Below are 17,177 nucleotides of genomic sequence, written 5' to 3'. Positions count from 1 at the left end.
GTCAGCTCACAGGAATATTCAGGGAAAAATCCGTCGCCGTATCGCTACGGTTTCCGGTCAGTTCAACCACCATCTTGCCGGTGTAATCCGTGCTGAAAGTGATTGCGGTCAGTGAGACGCGTGGCTCCCACTGCAACAGGGCGGTGTAGCAGACAGCCATCATCTGCAGCCGCAGCGCTCCGTTCTGCGGCTGGTCGATCAGCTCAGACAGTAATGAACCGTAATCGCGGCGCATCACTCTGGAGCCGACCGGCGTGTTCAGAATGTCGCTGACGGACTGGCGGATATGGTCGAGATCTTCGATGGCCATCCCGCTGTTTCTGTCCATGCCTGCGTACTTTGCATTGCTCATTGCGGGCCTCCGGTCTGACCGTTACCAGATTGCACACCGCTGTGACGATGGAGATGCACAATGATGCCGTTAGAGATCAGGCTGCCGCCGCTGTGGGTGATATTCCCGGTGAGCGTGCCGCCCTGTTTGACTTCAAGGGAACCGGTGGTGAGCTTGCTGGTACACACCACTTCCGGCGTATCCAGCGTGATGCGGGTGCTGGCCGTGCAGCGGACTTCAGGCGCCGTCACGTCCACTTTTTGTGAGGCGTTGATCACCGCGGTTTTAATGCCGGTGACGTTCAGCGCGCTGGTCTTCGGTTCGTATTCAAAAATGGCGCCGTCCGGGAAGGCCAGATGAATGGCATCCGCCGAAGCAGAAGGCGCAGGTGAGGTATCGGAAAATACGGCCGGTAAAACGAATGCCGTATTCAGTTCGCCGCCCATCGAGAGCAGCAAAACCTGTTCACCGACAGACGGGGCCCACCAGCTTCGCGTACGGCCAGCACGGTGGGTTATCCACGGCAGCCACGCGGTCACATTGTCGCCGCTACTGACGCGACAGCGCGCATTGGCCAGATCCAGTTCTGAGACTTTGCCGATGCGCACCAGGTTGTTGACCAGCCGCATCATGTCGTTAAGTTGAAGTGTCGTATTCATGGGATAAAGGATGCCGTTTCACAGGGTTAGGCGACAACCGGTGGCCGTTCGCCAGCGGATGGCACAACAAACGTCAGCGGGTTATACCGTCCAGCTGCTGATCAATACCCCATTGAGGTAGACCTCACGGGGAAGCGCCACATTGGCGGGTAAGGGCGGTTCAGGCAGATGGGTGATGGTGCGTATGTTTTCCTGATCAGACACCTGAACGCGCTCGGTAAGCTGCAGGGTCAGCACCAGGTTTTTCTCCTGCTGGGTGAAGGTGAAATCACTCAGACGGTGGCTGGCATTTCCCAGGATTTCCGGCTGATTGACCTGCAGCCAGTCGAGGATGACGACCACCATCTGATCGACCAGAGCTTCGCTGACTGTCGTGTCGCCGCTGACGGTCAGGGTCAGCGGGTAGCGATATTCAAAAGAAAGCGAAGCGGCGGATGTCGCCACCACCTGTCCCGCGCCTGTGGCGATCACCAGTTGCCCGGGTGAGGCCGCCAGCAGCGGCACCTGTTCAATCAGCCGTTGTTGCAATTGCATCGGTTTTTGCATGTTGTGCCTCCTGACACTTTTTGATGGTTTCAATCTGTAAACCGCAGTTCAGCAGCGCCGACTCCAGTTGCAGAATGTCGGCACTCAACGCTTCGTTAGTGGCCGGATGACTGGCCGGTACCGGGCAGGAGCTGACTGCCGGACAACCAACGTAAATAATCGCTGGCGGAGCCGAAGGCCGGTCGCTCGTGCAGCCTGCTAATATCAGCAGGCAGCTGGCTGTCAGCCCACAGACGGGTTTGCGGATCATGGTGAAGGCTCCTCTCTCTTTGCTGTTCCCGCGATTGCATCACCTGGCGGGCACTGTTCAGATCTTCGCGCAATGCCCGTTCAGCCTCTTCACGCAGGCGCATTTGCTGATTCAGTTCGGCGATCAGCCGCTGCCGTTGTTGCAGCTGGTTGTGCAGGGCGTCTTGTTGCTGACGGGCGCTGTTGAGGTCGTACTGTAACGAGCGGTTGGAGAGCAACAGGACGGCAATCAGCAGGGCCATTGCCGTCATCGCTGCCGGTAACAGGCGCATTCAGGCTCCTTTCAGGCAGACGCTGCGTTCGGCGTTTCGTCTGCGTTCCAGCCCGCGGTTGCGTTCGCCGTTGACGAAAACCCAGCGCGACAGTTGCTCGCAGGCGTTGCGCCATTGCTGCCGGTTAATGAAAAACGCCAGGGTGGACTGACAGGCAGCACCGGTGCCGACGTTAAAGGCGAAGGACACCACGGCATCGAAAACCGGTTGCGGCATGTTGACCGGCATACATTTTTTGATGCGGCGTTCTGTTCGCTGAATATCCAGCAGCAGGTTTTCCGCCGCCTGATGTTCGGTAAGGGCCTGCGCGGGTTTCACTCCTGCGGTATGACCAATGCCGCTGGTCCATACTCCGGCGCTGCACTGATAGGGTTGCAGCTGACAGCCTTCAAAATCGGTGATCAGTTTTAACCCCTCTTCAGAGACCTGCAGGGAGAGATAGCCGGGCAGGGCGGCCATCAGCCCGAGAACCACGGCGGCGCTGCAACGTTTAAGAGTTGAGGTTTTCATAGGTCTCTTTGCTCAGGCCGCTGCGGGACAGCAACTGATAGCTTTTGCGCCGGTAATACCAGTTGATCAGGAAGGTGCCGATCCCGACGGCGGAACCGACCAGAAAGGCCACATCCTGCGAGGTCAGGCCTGCCAGCCAGGTCAGCGACGTGGCAATGAAATAAGCGCAAGCTGAGCTGATGCGTTCGGTATTCAGTCCCATAATTTGAGGGTTTCCTGAACCGGTTGTTCTGCAATGTCAGGCATCTCGACCGCCGTACCGTGCGGTAACAGTGGTCCTAAATCAGCAATGCCTTTATTGGCGGCATAGACCTTTTCGACAACAACGGCTGTGCGGTTGTAATAACGCCAGCACAATGAATCAAGGGTATCACCCTGTTCTACATAGACTTTCATGGGTTTTCTCCGCATGTGGATGAGATCGTCAGGAGGTGAGATCAGTCTGCGGAAGGGGACGCGAAGCGGCAATCTGAGAGGGATGTGAAACGACTGGCACAACAAGCAGTAAGGGGAATTGGCGGGGCGCTTAGTCCGGAGGAAACCGGTCGGGCAAGCGCCAGTTGTGTTGAGTATTACCGCCGCAGGATCGGGTGATCAATGGGGATCGTCAGTACTCCCGTTGCCATACAATGCGTCCTGTGATTCATCGGTCAGCGCCTGGCCGGCCAGTTCTGAGATCAGGGACATCATCACCAGAAACTCTTTGGGATTGCATTGCGCTGTCTGTGAAATGTCTGCGATCAGTTGTATCCTGGACAACGTTAGCTGTTGTTTAGTCAGGTTTTCCATTTTCTCCCCTCGCCAGATACTGTGTTTATATACAGTATTCTTTAATTGAGCTAATACGTCAACACATAACGCTTTTTAAATAAGATAATTCATTGAATTAATACGTTAATTTTCATTCTCTTTGATTTTGTAGGGTTTATCTCTTTTTCCGATATCGGCGGCGATCCACAGTTATTGACAGAACTCCAAGGCGAGCGGATCTGCGGGTTTTTCGCCAAAGCGGGGCGATGACGGATAATCCGCCATTGTTCGGTATGGGTGAGGAAAATGAGTGAGGCTCCCAGATGCGGGGCGTAAATGCCGACAACTTTGTGACGCCGCTCGTCATAGGCATTTTTTTCTTCGCTGAGCTGGCGGGCGACGCGAACGGTTTGTTCCTTTCGGGGAATATGGATCCCGCCCTGCGCCTGAATATAACCCGCAAAATCACCCTGATCGGCGGCCGCGCGGACGTCTTCCACCCGGCTGTCAAACCGGCTGCTCAGACTCTGGTGCCTGATGCGGCGGCATTCGCGCCATGCGCCGACGGAAGGAATGCCAATGGCGTGAAACTGCGGGATGCGCCATGTCGATGCCCAGGCGGTGACGGCGGTGGCTACATCGGTCAGCAGGCGTCCGGAGTCAAAATCGGTTTCGCCATCGAGCGCGTAACCATCAATATTCTTGGCCACGTATTTGGCGATATATCCCGCCGCGCCGCCCCGGTTCAGCGGCTTGCAATTGAAACGTGACTCCGCCGCGCCGGGTTCATCCGGATCGTCTTCCAGCGCGTAACGGCGCATGACTTCTGCCACTTTTTGTTGCTGCTCGGGCGGTGTGAACAACATCATATGCCAGTGCGGCGTGCCGTCGTGATGCGGTTCGACGACACGTACGCCATACACTTTCAGGTTGCGGTCTTTAAAGGTGGTGCGGATTTTGGCCCAGACGGCCACCAGATAACGTTGTGCATCCTTGGGCGTAAAGGCGTGCTGATCCCATTTCCGGTTAAACAGGGGCGCTGAACCCCCGCAGTTCATTTTCAGCGGGTGATATTTTGAGGGGGTGGTCAGGGTGATAAACAGCCCGCAGTCCCGCTGCTGATCCGCCACATCTTCCACCCCGGCAATCAGCGTCATCAGTTCCATGCGGCGAAGTTTGGGGTTGGAGACGCTGGCCAATACGGTGTCCAGCAAACTCAGCGTTTCCCCGGATTCAACATTTTCCAGCTGGCATTGCTTCAGGTAATTGATGGCGGATAAGCGGCGCGATACCACATCGCGAATGGCATTTTTGCTGGCATACGGCGACGTTGCGCGGCTCACATAGCCGCAGGCGATCATCAGCGCTTCCCGCCAGAGCCGCTGTTTTGTACGCAGTTGTTTCTCCCACCAGTCACCGCTGACCAGACGTGACACCGCTGCGACCGCAGACTCTGCACACATCCGGCCTTTTTGCCAGGCGCGCCAGAAGAGAGGCTGGATGCCGCAGGCGCGGGCCATCGTCGCAACATGCCCGTAAATCTCATGTTGTGTCGCGTCCTGCAGCAAAATATCGGATTGGTCAGGGCGGTTTTCCAGCCAACGTTCGCAGTGATATTCGTAAGCATCCAGCATGTTTACCGCCAGCCTGTTTGCCAGACGTTTCAGGGCATCGTCATTAAGGTCGGGCAGGCGGTTAAACAGGTCTTCTTCGGTGAGTAGCTTTTGCGAGATCTGACGATTGACTCTGTGACGCGCATTCACCTGCTGAATACGTGGCCATAAACGCTGTGTAAAAACCGTCATCAGAAAATGCACCGCCGCGCGGACACCCTGCGTGTCCAGCAGCCAGGTATAGCGCTGATGCAAAGGAGTACGCAGACAGCGGGGCAGTGTCGCCAGCTGAGAAAGGGCGGTTTGCTGACGCTGGCAGATATCGCGGGTCAGCGGCTTGTCCAGCGGGGAACTGAGCGCCGGAAGGGGGGCGTTCCACCACCAGACGCCATCAAAAGGTTTCCGGCCTGTACGGTTAAAAGGCGGGGGCGGCGAAGGGGCAATCCTGCCTCTGTTATTATCTGGCATTAAGGTTATTTCCGACAAAGAGAATACCTTCCGGAAATAACGTTATTTCCAGTAAAAAGGCGACTTTATTGATTAAAATGAGAAAGTGTTATACCGGGCGATAATTCTTTCTTTTTATCTCATCTATTTCCTGACATTCAATACACCGTTGTACGCCGGGAATGATTTTCCGGCGTTGCTCAGGGATCGCGGCATCGCAATCCGTACAGTAAAAGGCGGAGGCAACAGGCTGTGCGCGGGTTGCCCGTAAAATCTGCGCCTCAAGTATCTTTAACTGATATTCCTGTGATTCATCTATCCAGTCTGCCATCAGTAAAATTTTCCTTTAAAAAACGCCGTGAAATGGCGCAGGGATAAAAGTGCCTGAACAATTTTTAATTGCTCCTCAGGTGTTAACCGGGAATAAGGCAACAGGGTATGACGGCGTTTAAGGCCAGCATGAAAACATAACGTGAATTTCCATTTTTCAGTGGCCTGATCGAAAATAAGCTCAGCCGGATTTTTATGCTCAGTGAAATAGATTTCTTTCAGATGGGCTATCTGACGCAGCCCCGTCTGGCGCTGTTGCTCTGTTCCTAAAAACATCGCGTCTCCTTATTTCTCCACGGCACCGTAAATTTGGTATCATGGTCATCTGACGGTACATTACATAATCAATCTAAACTTGCATTTGCAAGTTGTCAAGATGATATTTACAGATCCAGGGGTTTTCGCCAGATGCAATTAGATGAACTTGAAGGTGGAAAAGCCGTCCTGACGCGTATGCTTCAGGCTTACGGCTTTAGCATGCAGAAAGAACTGGGGGATCTGTACGGGTTGTCATCTGGCACGATAAGTACCTGGGTAAGAAGAAATTATTTTCCCGGTGACGTAGTGGTGGCCTGTGCGCTGGATACCGGCGTTTCCTTGCGCTGGCTGGCAACAGGCAAAGGCTCAATGCAGGATGCGAACCCTTCTGCGTCCGCCGTGCCAGGAGATGTCCGCCAGCTTAAAAAATTGAGATTGCGCGGCGGAGCACTGGAAGAAGAAGGCGTCTGGGCGGTCGACTCTTCACTGCTGGATGACTCGCTGACCCTGCCTGCGTATGTCGTGAAAGGCAATCATTCATGGATTGTCGATCTGGGCAGCACGCATCCGGGCAATGGCCGCTGGCTGCTGGATATCGACGGTGATCTGGATGTTTACGATGTGGCCCGTATTCCCGGCAACCGCCTGAGCGTGACGCGTCAGGAAAGTCATTTCGAATGTGGTGTCGATGAAGTGACAGCGTCAGGACAGGTGTTTATTACCCTCGATCGTAACCTTTAATTTCGTTTCCTCAGCAGCGTCCTGTTGCTGAGGGCATTTCTGACGTTGTGCCCCTCCGCCCTGTCCTGAAACTCCCTTTTCGATGCTGATAAACCGTATGTAATATTTACGGTACATACCTTTTGACTTAAAGTGTCTTAGTGTAAAGTTAATTTTCCAGTTATTGGGTTTAAAGGTTAAATTGGTAATGTTAAGTTTACAACTAAGGCTTGCTAAGTTTACGTGCTGTGTTAATGTTGTCCGCAGATGCCTCCGTGGCAGCCCATTTTCCTTATAGCGGAACACGACCATGCAAAAAGACGCCCTGAATAATGTTCATATCACTGCTGAACAAATCCTGATTACTCCTGAAGAGCTGAAAAACCGTTTTCCTTTAAGTGTCAGCGACGAAAACAGCATTTCCGACGCACGTAAAACCATCGCCGATATCGTACATGGTCGCGATCCTCGTCTTCTGGTGGTGTGTGGTCCTTGTTCCATTCATGACGTTGATGCGGCGCTGGATTACGCGCGTCACCTGAAAACGCTGGCCGCCGAACTGAGCGATCGTTTGTACATCGTGATGCGGGTTTACTTTGAAAAACCGCGGACGACTGTGGGCTGGAAAGGGTTAATTAACGATCCGCACATGGACGGCACGTTTGATGTGGAAGCGGGGCTGCACATTGCTCGTGATTTGCTGCTGCAACTGGTCGGTATGGGCTTACCGCTGGCGACAGAAGCACTGGATCCTAACAGCCCGCAATACTTAGGCGATCTGTTCAGCTGGTCAGCAATCGGTGCGCGTACTACTGAATCTCAGACTCACCGCGAAATGGCGTCTGGCCTTTCCATGCCGGTGGGCTTTAAGAACGGCACTGACGGCAGCCTGGGCACGGCAATCAACGCCATGCGTGCGGCGGAGATGGCGCACCGTTTTGTTGGGATCAATCAGGCCGGTCAGGTGTGTCTGTTACAGACTCAGGGCAACCCGGACGGGCATGTGATTTTGCGCGGCGGCAAAACGCCAAACTACAGCGAGCAGGATGTTCAGGCCTGTGAAAAACAGATGACCGGCGCGGGACTCCGTCCTTCCTTGATGATAGATTGCAGTCACGGTAACTCAAACAAAGACTATCGTCGCCAGCCTGTTGTGGCTCAGTCCGTCATCGATCAGATTAAAGCCGGTAACCGCTCTATCACCGGGCTGATGCTGGAAAGTCATCTGAACGAAGGCAGCCAGTCTTCTGAACAACCGCGTTCAGACATGAAATACGGTGTGTCTGTTACGGATGCCTGCATTAACTGGGAAACGACTGAAGACCTGTTGCGTAAGATGCATCAGGAACTGGGCGATGCGCTGGCGGCACGAATCGCAGGAGAGTAAGTTTTTATGGTGGCAGAACTTAACGCATTGCGCGATCAGATCGACGACGTCGATAAAGCGTTGTTGGATCTCTTATCACGGCGTCTGGCGCTGGTTGCAGAAGTCGGGGAAGTCAAAAGCCGTTATGGTTTGCCGATTTATGTGCCTGAACGGGAAGCCGCCATGCTGGCTTCACGCCGTCAGGAAGCGCAGAACCTCGGTGTTCCGCCGGATCTGATTGAAGATGTTTTGCGCCGCGTGATGCGTGAGTCTTACTCAAGCGAAAACGATAAAGGCTTCAAAACGCTGCATCCGGCACTGCGTCCGGTAGTGATTATTGGCGGGAACGGTCAGATGGGGCGTTTGTTCACCCGTTTGCTGGAGCTTTCCGGTTATCAGGTGAAAGTGCTGGAGCAGGAAGACTGGCCGCAGGCAGAAACATTGCTGACGGATGCCGGTATGGTGATCGTCAGTGTGCCTATCCACCTGACAGAAGACGTGATTGCCCGCCTGCCGAAACTGCCTGATGACTGTATTCTGGTGGATCTGGCGTCGGTGAAAAACCGTCCGTTACAGGCGATGCTGGCAGTGCATGAAGGGCCGGTGCTGGGTTTGCATCCGATGTTTGGGCCGGATGTCAGCAGTCTGGCAAAACAGGTCGTGGTGTACTGCGATGGCCGGGAACCACAGGCTTATCAGTGGTTGCTGGAGCAGTTGCAGGTCTGGGGCGCACGGTTGCATAAAATCAGCGCCGTCGAGCACGATCAGAATATGGCGTTCATTCAGGCATTACGCCATTTCGCGACCTTTGCGTATGGCATGCATTTGTCGGAAGAAAACGTGGAAATCGAGCAGTTGCTGGCGCTCTCTTCACCGATTTATCGCCTCGAACTGGCGATGGTCGGGCGCCTGTTTGCACAGGATCCGCAGCTTTACGCGGACATTATTATGTCGTCAGAAAGTAATCTGGCACTGATCAAACGTTACTATCAGCGTTTCGGCGATGCCCTTGCTCTGCTGGAAACCGGTGATAAACAGGCGTTTATCGATAAGTTCAGGCAGGTTGAGCACTGGTTCGGCGATTATGCGCCGCGTTTCCTGAAAGAAAGCGGTGCGTTACTGAGACAAGCTAACGACAACCGTAAGTAAGTTGTCCGGTAATGAAAAAGGGCGCTGCCATTGTGTGCAGCGCCCTTTTTTTGCCTGAAATTACAGGTCTACGGAAACGACGTTTTCGCCTGGATAACAGCCGAGAACTTTCAGCGAGCGGGTAATAGGAGCCAGATCCTTCAGCGCCTTTTTCATCTCTTCTGACCGCAGATTGGCCTGCACATCGATATAAAACATCTCTTCCCACGGGTTGCCGTTAATCGGACGTGATTCCAGCTTAGTCATGATGATGCCCTGATCGCGCAGCACCAGAAGTGCATTCACCAGCGCACCCGCCTGCTGGCCGGTGGCCATGATCAGCGTGGTTTTGGCCGGCACCTGATCGGTCACTTCAATCGCTTTGCGCGCCAGAATAATGAAGCGGGTGATGTTTTCCTGCTGGTTTGCCAGATTATGTTCAAGCACCTGCAGTTTATACAACGCGCCACCGGCTTCGCTGCCCAGCGCCGCGACATGGGGAGAATTCGCAGCAGCCACTTTTTCCATCGCTGCGGCCGTGCTTTCGCAATACTCAATTTTCCAGTGCGGGAAACGGTTAATGAACTGGCTGCATTGCTGGAAAGGTTGCGGATGGCTGTAGACCGTCTGGATCTGCGACAAATCAGTGTCCGTCGCCACCAGCACGCAATGGTTGATAGGGTTCGTCAGCTCGCCAACAATCGACAGGCTGGTGTGTTGCAGCAGGTCATAAACATCATTGATTGAGCCGGAACTGGTGTTTTCAATCGGCAACACGGCATAGTCGGCCTGACCCGTTTCTACCTGCGAGAAGATATCCTGGAATTTCTGGCAGCCACATTCAATGAACTGGTCGAAATGGCGGGCGGCAAACTGACGGGCGGCGAGATGTGAATAGGAACCTTTCGGGCCGAGGAACGCGATGCGGGCGGAGTCTGAAGGGGTGTTATTCAGATGTTGTTGCAAAAGCGCCTGTTGCGTGAGGACAGAATCCTCAATGATCAGCTGATACACGCGGGTAATGTAATGGCCGTCCAGCCCCTGCTTTTTCCCTTCCTGAATCAGCGTATTAATCAGTTCTGCTTCGCGTTCTTTGTCGCGGATAGGGCGGTGAGAGTGCATCTTGGATTGCGCGACTTCAATCGCCATTGTGCGTCGTTCTGCCAGCAGGGCCAGTAGTTTCAGGTCTAACGCGCTGATGCGTTCGCGCAGTGCCAGTAAGGAGTTCTCGGTCATGTTATTACCCTTTTAGATGTTCTTTCTTTCAGCAAAATGTGTAAAACGCAGGCATAAAAAAAGCCCCCTTTTCAGGAGGCTTTGTTGTTCGTCTTCGCATTCATTCTTTCGCGACGAAACGCCTCCCAATCAGGGGAAGGTAAAAAAGAATGCGAAGAAAAACAGACGGGTGTTCATGTGTGCGTGGTTTCCATATGTTTACGTTGAGTCTTAAAGTAACCGCTGGGTTTTCCCTGTGTCAATAACATTTCCTTCAGGCACAAAAAACGCGCCCCTCAGAGCGCGTCGTTAATGGCATATCGGATAACCCGGTTATTCCTCTTCCTGCACCGGTTCCAGATTGAGTTCTTTAACGCCGGATTCTGCACGGCGCGCTTCACCCTTGTGCTGCGCTTTGTTGAGCTGACGCTCAAGCTTGGTGGTCATTTCGTTAATCGCAGCGTACATGTCATCGTGTGTGGCACTGGCAACCAATTTTCCGTTCGGGGTACTGATGGTCGCATCGGCAACAAAACCCTGAGGTTCTTTCGACAGGATGATGTGTGGGTTAATGAGCTGAGTTTGCCATTTATCCAGTTTTTTCAGACGGCCTTCGATGTGTTCACGAATAGCAGCAGTGATGTCCATTTGTTTACTGGTAATGTTGACTGTCATATAACTTACCTCTCTTCTTTCCGTCTCCGATGAATCCAACATACCAGCCTTTTTTATGAAAAGCGTGCTGAAGCGCGTGGTTTTTTGTCACTTTTTGTCAACGTTGAAGTTTCTGTGACTCAGGGTAATTTCTGGCCGGAAAGGCCTTGAGAGTTACGCTGCGAGCAGGCATGATTGATGGGATCAGTACGTGATTCATTCCTCTGTTTCTGCGTTTTCCCCCAGCAAAAGCCCAAAAAAAACGGCAGCCTGAGCTACCGTTTGTGTACGGACATGTAAAATTACGCAGCGCTGTTGGCAGCAATAATTTTTGCGACTTTATCAGCCTGAGTATTCAGCTGCAGTTCGCGGTAGGCATTTTCCATCAACGGCAGCGCGTCATGCGTGGCCTTCGTATCCGGATAATCTTTCAGCATTTGCTCAACACGGTTAACGACAGCGACGTAAGCACCGCGTTTAGTGTAGTATTGCACCACTGACAGCTCGTATTTCGCTAAACGATCTTTCAGGAATACCAAACGTTTAGTCGCATCAGTGGCGTACTGGCTGTTTGGATACGTGTGGATCAGCTGGCTGAAATCACGGAATGCCGCACGGGCATGCTGTGGATCACGGTCAGAACGATCAACACCGAAGAATCCTTGCAATGCGCTGTCGTCCAACGCCATATCGGTTAAACCACGCATATACATGACGTAGTCGATATTCGGATGGGTTGGGTTCAGACGCATAAAGCGATCAATAGAAGCCTGAGCCATAGGCAAGTCAGCAGACTTGTAATAGGCATAAATCAGATCTAACTGAACTTGCTGCGAGTAAGGCCCAAACGGATAGCGGTTATCCAGCGCTTCTAATTGCGCAATAGCGCCTTTAAAGTTACCGTCCTGCAGCTTTTGCTGGGCAGTGGCATAAAGGACGTTAGGCGGGTTATCGGGAACCGTTTCTTTGGAACTGGAGCAACCGACCAGCGCCAGGCTCAACGTGGCTGCTGCCACCAGATATTTCACACGCGTCATGACGTTTTGATTATCCTCAGGTGTTATTCTGGGAGACTGTCCGTTAAGCTCCCGACAAAGACCAGCTACAATAGCACATTATTTTAAACGGCATCGCCGTGAAAACCCAACGTTAACCAAGAAGCTGCATATGGCACAACAAGTACAACTCACCGCAACGGTGGCCGAATCTCAACTCGGTCAACGGTTAGATCAGGCTTTGGCCGAATTGTTCCCTGATTATTCAAGATCTCGCATAAAAGATTGGATCCTTGAAGACAGGGTGACGGTCAATGGCAAAAAAGTGACCAAACCAAAAGAAAAAGTGTTGGGTGGCGAGGCTATCGCAATCGATGCGCAAATTGAAGAAGAAGCGCGTTGGCTGCCACAAGATATCGCTTTAGATATCGTGTATGAAGATACTGATATTTTGGTCATCAATAAACCCCGCGATCTGGTTGTTCATCCGGGCGCAGGGAATCCCGACGGTACGGTACTGAATGCGTTGCTGCATTATTATCCGGCAATCATTGATGTTCCGCGTTGCGGCATCGTGCACCGTCTGGATAAAGACACCACCGGTCTGATGGTGGTCGCCAAGTCGGTGCCCGCTCAAACCCATCTGGTGACCGCACTTCAGGCCCGCGAAATTACCCGCGAATATGAAGCGGTGGCAATTGGTACAATGACGGCAGGCGGCACAGTGAATGAGCCGATTGCGCGCCATTCCACCAAGCGTACGCACATGGCGGTTCACCCGACGGGTAAACCGGCGACCACGCACTATCGCATTATGGAGCATTTCCGTGCCCATACCCGTCTGCGTCTGCGTCTGGAATCCGGTCGTACGCACCAGATCCGTGTGCATATGGCGCACATTAACCATCCGCTGTTAGGCGATCAGCTGTATGGCGGCCGTCCGCGTCTGCCAAAAGGCGCGTCCGAATCGTTCATTAACATGTTGCGCGGATTCGATCGTCAGGCTCTTCATGCGACTATGCTGCGTCTTTACCATCCGGTCACCGGGATTCAGATGGAATGGCATGCGCCAATTCCTCAGGATATGGTTGACCTGATTAATGCGCTCAAAGCAGATACTGAAGAGTTCAAGGATCAGATGAACTGGTAATGAGCGCCCTTATCCAGCCTCAGTGGCCGCAACCGGCATCGGTGCGGTCATGTGCAACAACCCGTGAAGGAGGCGTCAGTTTGCCTCCTTACGGGTCGCTCAACCTCGGCAGCCATGTCGGGGATTCTCCTGAAGATGTCGCTGCGAACCGCCAGCGTTTAATCGAACTTGGCGGTCTGCCTGCTGCGCCACACTGGCTGGAGCAAGTTCATGGCACCGATGTTATTCGTTTAACGACCGAAACGCCCCCTGTCTCATTACTGATTGCCGATGCGGCGTATACCCGCGAGCGCGGCGTTGTCTGTGCGGCAATGACGGCAGATTGCTTACCGGTGTTGTTCTGCAGTAAAAACGGCGATGAAGTGGCGGCGGCCCATGCGGGCTGGCGTGGCTTGTGTGCGGGAATATTGGAAAATACGGTTGCCTGTTTTGAGGCTGCTCCCGCAGACATCATGGCGTGGATGGGACCGGCAATCGGCCCTGCGCATTTTGAAGTCGGCGGAGAAGTGCGTGACGCTTTTATGGCTGAGAACAGTAATGCATCCGTTGCTTTTACCCCTGCGGGCACCAAATTTATGGCGGACATTTACCTGTTAGCCAGATTGCGTTTACAGTCCGCCGGTCTCACCGCTATTTATGGCGGCGAGTATTGCACTGTGACCGACCGCACCCAATTTTACTCTTACCGGCGCGACGGAATTACCGGACGGCTGGCAAGTTTAATTTGGCTGATATAACCTATCGAATCAAGACGATCCATTACGCATAGCAGCAGTCCTCCGAATATACTGCCAAGATAACCTTGAAAACGTGAGGGTTGACCTCATCTAATCTCCAGTAGCAATTTTGTTCAGTATTGGAGGTGTTATGCGTCTGGATCGTCTTACCAGCAAATTCCAGCTTGCCCTCGCGGATGCCCAGTCACTCGCGCTCGGGCGCGACAATCAATTTATCGAACCTGTTCACCTGATGAGTGCATTACTCACTCAGGAAGGCGGCACCGTGCGCCCGTTATTAACCGCTGCTGGGGTTGATACCCAGAAACTGCGCACGGACGTTGATCAGGCTTTGGGGCGTTTGCCGCAAGTTGAAGGTACCGGCGGTGATGTTCAACCATCCCATGAACTGGTACGTGTTTTAAATCTTTGTGACAAATTGGCACAGCAACGTGCTGATACTTTTATTTCTTCCGAACTGTTTGTTCTGGCCGTGATGAAAGACCGTGGTTCTTTAACTGATGTGTTAAAAGCCTGCGGTGCAACGGCCGAGAAAATCACAGCGGCTATCGATCAAATGCGTGGAGGTGAGAAAGTGGATGACCAGAATGCCGAAGACCAGCGTCAGGCATTGAAAAAATTCACTATCGATCTGACCGAACGTGCCGAGCAGGGCAAACTGGATCCGGTCATCGGTCGTGATGAAGAAATTCGACGGACCATTCAGGTTCTGCAACGTCGTACCAAAAATAACCCGGTGCTGATCGGTGAACCAGGCGTCGGTAAAACTGCGATTGCAGAAGGTCTGGCACAGCGCATCATTAATGGTGAAGTACCGGAAGGTCTGAAAAATAAACGCGTGCTTTCTTTAGATATGGGCGCACTGGTGGCCGGTGCTAAATACCGTGGGGAATTTGAAGAGCGACTGAAAGGCGTTCTCAGTGATTTGTCTAAACAGGAAGGCAGCGTCATTCTGTTTATCGATGAATTGCACACCATGGTGGGTGCCGGTAAAGCCGATGGTGCCATGGACGCAGGAAACATGCTGAAACCTGCGCTGGCGCGGGGTGAGCTTCACTGCGTGGGCGCGACGACATTAAATGAATATCGTCAGTTTATTGAAAAGGATGCGGCGTTAGAACGTCGTTTCCAGAAAGTGTTTGTCGCTGAGCCTTCTGTTGAAGACACCATCGCTATTTTGCGTGGTCTGAAAGAACGCTATGAACTGCATCACCATGTGCAGATTACTGACCCGGCAATCGTTGCGGCGGCCACATTGTCGCATCGCTATATTTCCGATCGTCAGTTACCGGATAAAGCGATCGACCTTATAGATGAAGCGGCATCGAGCATTCGTATGCAGATGGATTCCAAACCAGAATCTCTGGATCGTCTCGAACGCCGTATTATTCAGCTGAAACTGGAACAGCAGGCCCTGAAGAAAGAGTCTGATGATGCCAGTGTGAAACGTCTGGAGATGCTGGAAACTGAGCTGAGCCAGAAAGAGCGTGAATATTCTGAGCTGGAAGAAGAGTGGAAAGCCGAGAAAGCGTCCCTCACCGGCACGCAGAATATTAAAGCTGAACTGGAACAGGCTAAGATCACGCTTGAACAGGCGCGCCGTGTGGGCGATCTGGGGCGCATGTCAGAATTACAGTACGGGAAAATCCCTGAACTGGAAAAACAATTGGCAGCGGCGACGCAGGCTGAAGGCAAAACCATGAAGCTGTTACGCAACCGCGTCACAGATGTGGAAATTGCCGACGTGCTGGCGCGCTGGACCGGTATTCCGGTTGCCCGGATGCTGGAAAGCGAGCGTGAAAAACTGTTGCGTATGGAAGAAGAGCTGCATAACCGTGTGATAGGCCAGAATGAAGCGGTGGAAGCGGTATCAAATGCGATCCGTCGTAGTCGCGCAGGGTTGTCAGATCCAAACCGTCCGATCGGGTCATTCCTGTTCCTCGGTCCGACCGGTGTGGGTAAAACAGAGCTGTGTAAGGCGCTGGCGACATTCCTGTTTAACAGTGATGACGCAATGGTCCGCATCGATATGTCCGAGTTTATGGAGAAACACTCCGTTTCGCGTCTGGTCGGCGCGCCTCCGGGTTATGTCGGTTATGAGGAAGGCGGTTATCTGACAGAAGCTGTCCGCCGTCGTCCTTACTCTGTCATCTTGTTAGATGAAGTTGAGAAAGCGCATCCGGATGTCTTCAACATCTTATTGCAGGTGTTGGATGACGGCCGCTTAACTGACGGGCAGGGCAGAACGGTCGACTTCCGTAACACGGTTGTCATCATGACCTCTAACCTGGGCTCTGACATTATCCAGCAGCACTTTGGTGAGGCCAGCTATGCGCAGATGAAAGAATCGGTAATGGAAGTGGTCACACACAGCTTCCGTCCGGAATTCATCAACCGTATAGATGAAGTGGTCGTGTTCCATCCATTGGGTCATGCGCATATTAAAAATATCGCCAAGATCCAGCTGGAACGTTTGTACAAACGTCTGGAAGAACATGGCTACACAGCCACCCTGACCGATGCGGCTCTGGAATTGCTGGGGAATACCGGATTTGACCCGGTTTATGGTGCGCGTCCGTTGAAACGTGCCATCCAGCAGGAGATTGAGAACCCGCTGGCGCAGCAAATCTTGTCAGGTAAGCTGATTCCAGGTAAGCCGATTACTGTCGATGTGGAAAATGACCACATCATCGCAAGGCAGTAATGAGGTCATCAGGAAGCTAAAACGGGCTCCGGCGTCATCCGGAGCCCGTTTTTTATGCATTACTTGTTCGTTATTAATTCATTTGATGAATTTATGAACGCTTGGTAAGAAAAGTGAAATTAGCCCTTGCGGCCTGCTGAGAACTCCCTATAATGCCGCTCCATCGACAGGGAGCAACGTGAACAACATCACGAAGTGACCGGGTCGGAAAGATTAAAAACAGTGATGACCGGATGAAATAAACGGTTGACACTGAATGAGGAAAGCGTAATATACGCCACCTCGAGTTAGCAAGCGAAAGCGAGTAACTCACTGCTCTTTAACAATTTATCAGACAATCTGTGTGGGCACTCACAAGACGATATCAGCCACCTCGGTGGCAAAAAATATCAAGTCTTAAAGAGTGACCAAGCAGTAATTCATTTAGTTGACTTGTTCAACTATAAGAGTACTACGAAAGTTAATTTTTGAGCACCGCTTCACTTGTTGAAGCAAATCGAACTTTTAATTGAAGAGTTTGATCATGGCTCAGATTGAACGCTG

The 17,177-nt window shown here is 52.6% G+C and carries 22 protein-coding genes and 1 other annotated feature; of the genes, 6 read left to right on the top strand and 16 right to left on the bottom strand.

Annotated features, from left to right (window positions below):
• Window position 1: 1 nt before the first annotated feature.
• The 12 genes from EYY67_RS07590 to EYY67_RS07540 all read right to left on the bottom strand — a co-directional run bounded on the left by EYY67_RS07590 (window position 2) and on the right by EYY67_RS07540 (window position 5,983).
• Window positions 2-352 (bottom strand): GPW/gp25 family protein, encoded by a 351-nt coding sequence (locus EYY67_RS07590; RefSeq protein ID WP_095923479.1) that lies wholly within the window; start codon window positions 350-352, stop codon window positions 2-4.
• Window positions 349-990 carry a phage baseplate assembly protein V gene (locus tag EYY67_RS07585; RefSeq protein ID WP_119823224.1) on the bottom strand — a complete coding sequence of 214 codons (642 nt, stop codon included), beginning with the start codon at window positions 988-990 and terminating at the stop codon, window positions 349-351. The genes EYY67_RS07590 and EYY67_RS07585 overlap by 4 nt, the downstream gene beginning before the upstream one ends.
• Window positions 991-1,071: 81 nt before the next feature.
• Complete coding sequence (locus tag EYY67_RS07580; protein WP_095923475.1) at window positions 1,072-1,536, bottom strand: phage tail protein; 465 nt, start codon at window positions 1,534-1,536, stop codon at window positions 1,072-1,074.
• On the bottom strand, window positions 1,499-1,741 hold the full coding sequence (lysC, locus tag EYY67_RS24695) for an Rz1-like lysis system protein LysC (RefSeq protein ID WP_233432920.1): 243 nt from the start codon (window positions 1,739-1,741) through the stop codon (window positions 1,499-1,501). The genes EYY67_RS07580 and lysC overlap by 38 nt, the downstream gene beginning before the upstream one ends.
• Entirely contained in the window at window positions 1,632-2,057 is a 426-nt protein-coding gene (locus EYY67_RS07575; RefSeq protein WP_131693244.1) for a transcriptional regulator, read from the bottom strand. The genes lysC and EYY67_RS07575 overlap by 110 nt, the downstream gene beginning before the upstream one ends.
• Complete coding sequence (locus EYY67_RS07570; protein WP_095923471.1) at window positions 2,058-2,567, bottom strand: lysozyme; 510 nt, start codon at window positions 2,565-2,567, stop codon at window positions 2,058-2,060.
• The gene (locus tag EYY67_RS07565) at window positions 2,548-2,769 is read right to left on the bottom strand and encodes an HP1 family phage holin (protein WP_095923470.1); all 222 of its coding nucleotides are present in this window, start codon (window positions 2,767-2,769) and stop codon (window positions 2,548-2,550) included. Before EYY67_RS07565 ends, EYY67_RS07570 begins: the two co-directional genes overlap by 20 nt.
• Window positions 2,760-2,963: a tail protein X gene (locus EYY67_RS07560; RefSeq protein WP_131693243.1), complete on the bottom strand. Its 204-nt coding sequence runs from the start codon at window positions 2,961-2,963 to the stop codon at window positions 2,760-2,762. The genes EYY67_RS07565 and EYY67_RS07560 overlap by 10 nt, the downstream gene beginning before the upstream one ends.
• Window positions 2,964-3,161: 198 nt before the next feature.
• The gene (locus tag EYY67_RS07555; protein WP_095923465.1) at window positions 3,162-3,356 is read right to left on the bottom strand and encodes a hypothetical protein; all 195 of its coding nucleotides are present in this window, start codon (window positions 3,354-3,356) and stop codon (window positions 3,162-3,164) included.
• An 89-nt stretch (window positions 3,357-3,445) separates the two neighbouring features.
• A complete protein-coding gene (locus EYY67_RS07550; protein WP_119823219.1) occupies window positions 3,446-5,398 on the bottom strand; it encodes a replication endonuclease in 1,953 nt (650 codons plus the stop codon).
• An 88-nt stretch (window positions 5,399-5,486) separates the two neighbouring features.
• Window positions 5,487-5,708 carry a TraR/DksA C4-type zinc finger protein gene (locus EYY67_RS07545; RefSeq protein ID WP_131693242.1) on the bottom strand — a complete coding sequence of 74 codons (222 nt, stop codon included), beginning with the start codon at window positions 5,706-5,708 and terminating at the stop codon, window positions 5,487-5,489.
• Window positions 5,708-5,983 (bottom strand): hypothetical protein, encoded by a 276-nt coding sequence (locus EYY67_RS07540; protein ID WP_095923459.1) that lies wholly within the window; start codon window positions 5,981-5,983, stop codon window positions 5,708-5,710. The genes EYY67_RS07545 and EYY67_RS07540 overlap by 1 nt, the downstream gene beginning before the upstream one ends.
• 132 nt (window positions 5,984-6,115) lie before the next feature.
• Here EYY67_RS07540 and EYY67_RS07535 point away from each other — a divergent pair, with 132 nt between their 5' ends.
• The 3 genes from EYY67_RS07535 (at window position 6,116) to tyrA (ending at window position 9,200) form a co-directional block, all read left to right on the top strand.
• Entirely contained in the window at window positions 6,116-6,706 is a 591-nt protein-coding gene (locus EYY67_RS07535) for a phage repressor protein CI (protein ID WP_131693241.1), read from the top strand.
• A gap of 289 nt (window positions 6,707-6,995) precedes the next feature.
• Window positions 6,996-8,072 (top strand): 3-deoxy-7-phosphoheptulonate synthase, encoded by a 1,077-nt coding sequence (locus EYY67_RS07530; RefSeq protein WP_095923454.1) that lies wholly within the window; start codon window positions 6,996-6,998, stop codon window positions 8,070-8,072.
• Between the two features lie 6 nt (window positions 8,073-8,078).
• The gene (tyrA, locus tag EYY67_RS07525) at window positions 8,079-9,200 is read left to right on the top strand and encodes a bifunctional chorismate mutase/prephenate dehydrogenase (protein ID WP_131693240.1); all 1,122 of its coding nucleotides are present in this window, start codon (window positions 8,079-8,081) and stop codon (window positions 9,198-9,200) included.
• 60 nt (window positions 9,201-9,260) lie between these two features.
• On the opposite strand, the gene pheA is transcribed toward tyrA, so the two are convergent.
• From pheA to bamD, 4 genes are all read right to left on the bottom strand, one after another.
• The gene (gene pheA / locus EYY67_RS07520; RefSeq protein WP_095923450.1) at window positions 9,261-10,415 is read right to left on the bottom strand and encodes a bifunctional chorismate mutase/prephenate dehydratase; all 1,155 of its coding nucleotides are present in this window, start codon (window positions 10,413-10,415) and stop codon (window positions 9,261-9,263) included.
• A gap of 53 nt (window positions 10,416-10,468) precedes the next feature.
• Window positions 10,469-10,593 (bottom strand) — a sequence feature (Phe leader region).
• Window positions 10,545-10,592 (bottom strand): hypothetical protein, encoded by a 48-nt coding sequence (locus EYY67_RS24920; protein ID WP_369794779.1) that lies wholly within the window; start codon window positions 10,590-10,592, stop codon window positions 10,545-10,547. Its footprint overlaps the feature before it by 48 nt.
• Window positions 10,594-10,727: 134 nt before the next feature.
• Window positions 10,728-11,069 carry a ribosome-associated translation inhibitor RaiA gene (gene raiA / locus EYY67_RS07515; RefSeq protein ID WP_095923447.1) on the bottom strand — a complete coding sequence of 114 codons (342 nt, stop codon included), beginning with the start codon at window positions 11,067-11,069 and terminating at the stop codon, window positions 10,728-10,730.
• A gap of 281 nt (window positions 11,070-11,350) precedes the next feature.
• On the bottom strand, window positions 11,351-12,085 hold the full coding sequence (bamD, locus tag EYY67_RS07510) for an outer membrane protein assembly factor BamD (protein WP_013574066.1): 735 nt from the start codon (window positions 12,083-12,085) through the stop codon (window positions 11,351-11,353).
• Between the two features lie 130 nt (window positions 12,086-12,215).
• On the opposite strand from bamD, the gene rluD reads away from it, so the two are divergent.
• The 3 genes from rluD (at window position 12,216) to clpB (ending at window position 16,634) form a co-directional block, all read left to right on the top strand.
• Window positions 12,216-13,193 carry a 23S rRNA pseudouridine(1911/1915/1917) synthase RluD gene (rluD, locus tag EYY67_RS07500; protein WP_047612788.1) on the top strand — a complete coding sequence of 326 codons (978 nt, stop codon included), beginning with the start codon at window positions 12,216-12,218 and terminating at the stop codon, window positions 13,191-13,193.
• A complete protein-coding gene (gene yfiH / locus EYY67_RS07495) occupies window positions 13,193-13,930 on the top strand; it encodes a purine nucleoside phosphorylase YfiH (protein ID WP_131693239.1) in 738 nt (245 codons plus the stop codon). Before rluD ends, yfiH begins: the two co-directional genes overlap by 1 nt.
• A 130-nt stretch (window positions 13,931-14,060) precedes the next feature.
• Window positions 14,061-16,634, top strand: a complete 2,574-nt coding sequence (gene clpB, locus EYY67_RS07490; protein WP_095923443.1) for an ATP-dependent chaperone ClpB — start codon at window positions 14,061-14,063, stop codon at window positions 16,632-16,634.
• The last annotated feature ends 543 nt before the right edge of the window (window positions 16,635-17,177 follow it).

This window comes from Rahnella victoriana (genome assembly GCF_004330295.1).
GTDB lineage: Bacteria > Pseudomonadota > Gammaproteobacteria > Enterobacterales > Enterobacteriaceae > Rahnella > Rahnella victoriana.
The sequence above is the reverse complement of the archived record's forward strand: the minus strand, read 5'-3'. Positions and strand labels throughout refer to the sequence as shown.

What these genes read in the sequence shown, in the direction of transcription:
- EYY67_RS07560 (WP_131693243.1), bottom strand. Translation starts at nt 2,963, where the DNA reads ATGAAAGTCTATGTAGAACAGGGTGATACCCTTGATTCATTGTGCTGG.
- EYY67_RS07555 (WP_095923465.1), bottom strand. Translation starts at nt 3,356, where the DNA reads ATGGAAAACCTGACTAAACAACAGCTAACGTTGTCCAGGATACAACTG.
- rluD (WP_047612788.1), top strand. Translation starts at nt 12,216, where the DNA reads ATGGCACAACAAGTACAACTCACCGCAACGGTGGCCGAATCTCAACTC.
- EYY67_RS07540 (WP_095923459.1), bottom strand. Translation starts at nt 5,983, where the DNA reads ATGTTTTTAGGAACAGAGCAACAGCGCCAGACGGGGCTGCGTCAGATA.
- EYY67_RS07570 (WP_095923471.1), bottom strand. Translation starts at nt 2,567, where the DNA reads ATGAAAACCTCAACTCTTAAACGTTGCAGCGCCGCCGTGGTTCTCGGG.
- bamD (WP_013574066.1), bottom strand. Translation starts at nt 12,085, where the DNA reads ATGACGCGTGTGAAATATCTGGTGGCAGCAGCCACGTTGAGCCTGGCG.
- EYY67_RS07590 (WP_095923479.1), bottom strand. Translation starts at nt 352, where the DNA reads ATGAGCAATGCAAAGTACGCAGGCATGGACAGAAACAGCGGGATGGCC.
- clpB (WP_095923443.1), top strand. Translation starts at nt 14,061, where the DNA reads ATGCGTCTGGATCGTCTTACCAGCAAATTCCAGCTTGCCCTCGCGGAT.
- yfiH (WP_131693239.1), top strand. Translation starts at nt 13,193, where the DNA reads ATGAGCGCCCTTATCCAGCCTCAGTGGCCGCAACCGGCATCGGTGCGG.
- EYY67_RS07565 (WP_095923470.1), bottom strand. Translation starts at nt 2,769, where the DNA reads ATGGGACTGAATACCGAACGCATCAGCTCAGCTTGCGCTTATTTCATT.
- EYY67_RS07580 (WP_095923475.1), bottom strand. Translation starts at nt 1,536, where the DNA reads ATGCAAAAACCGATGCAATTGCAACAACGGCTGATTGAACAGGTGCCG.
- EYY67_RS07530 (WP_095923454.1), top strand. Translation starts at nt 6,996, where the DNA reads ATGCAAAAAGACGCCCTGAATAATGTTCATATCACTGCTGAACAAATC.
- pheA (WP_095923450.1), bottom strand. Translation starts at nt 10,415, where the DNA reads ATGACCGAGAACTCCTTACTGGCACTGCGCGAACGCATCAGCGCGTTA.
- EYY67_RS07575 (WP_131693244.1), bottom strand. Translation starts at nt 2,057, where the DNA reads ATGCGCCTGTTACCGGCAGCGATGACGGCAATGGCCCTGCTGATTGCC.
- EYY67_RS07545 (WP_131693242.1), bottom strand. Translation starts at nt 5,708, where the DNA reads ATGGCAGACTGGATAGATGAATCACAGGAATATCAGTTAAAGATACTT.
- tyrA (WP_131693240.1), top strand. Translation starts at nt 8,079, where the DNA reads ATGGTGGCAGAACTTAACGCATTGCGCGATCAGATCGACGACGTCGAT.
- EYY67_RS07550 (WP_119823219.1), bottom strand. Translation starts at nt 5,398, where the DNA reads ATGCCAGATAATAACAGAGGCAGGATTGCCCCTTCGCCGCCCCCGCCT.
- EYY67_RS07585 (WP_119823224.1), bottom strand. Translation starts at nt 990, where the DNA reads ATGAATACGACACTTCAACTTAACGACATGATGCGGCTGGTCAACAAC.
- EYY67_RS07535 (WP_131693241.1), top strand. Translation starts at nt 6,116, where the DNA reads ATGCAATTAGATGAACTTGAAGGTGGAAAAGCCGTCCTGACGCGTATG.
- raiA (WP_095923447.1), bottom strand. Translation starts at nt 11,069, where the DNA reads ATGACAGTCAACATTACCAGTAAACAAATGGACATCACTGCTGCTATT.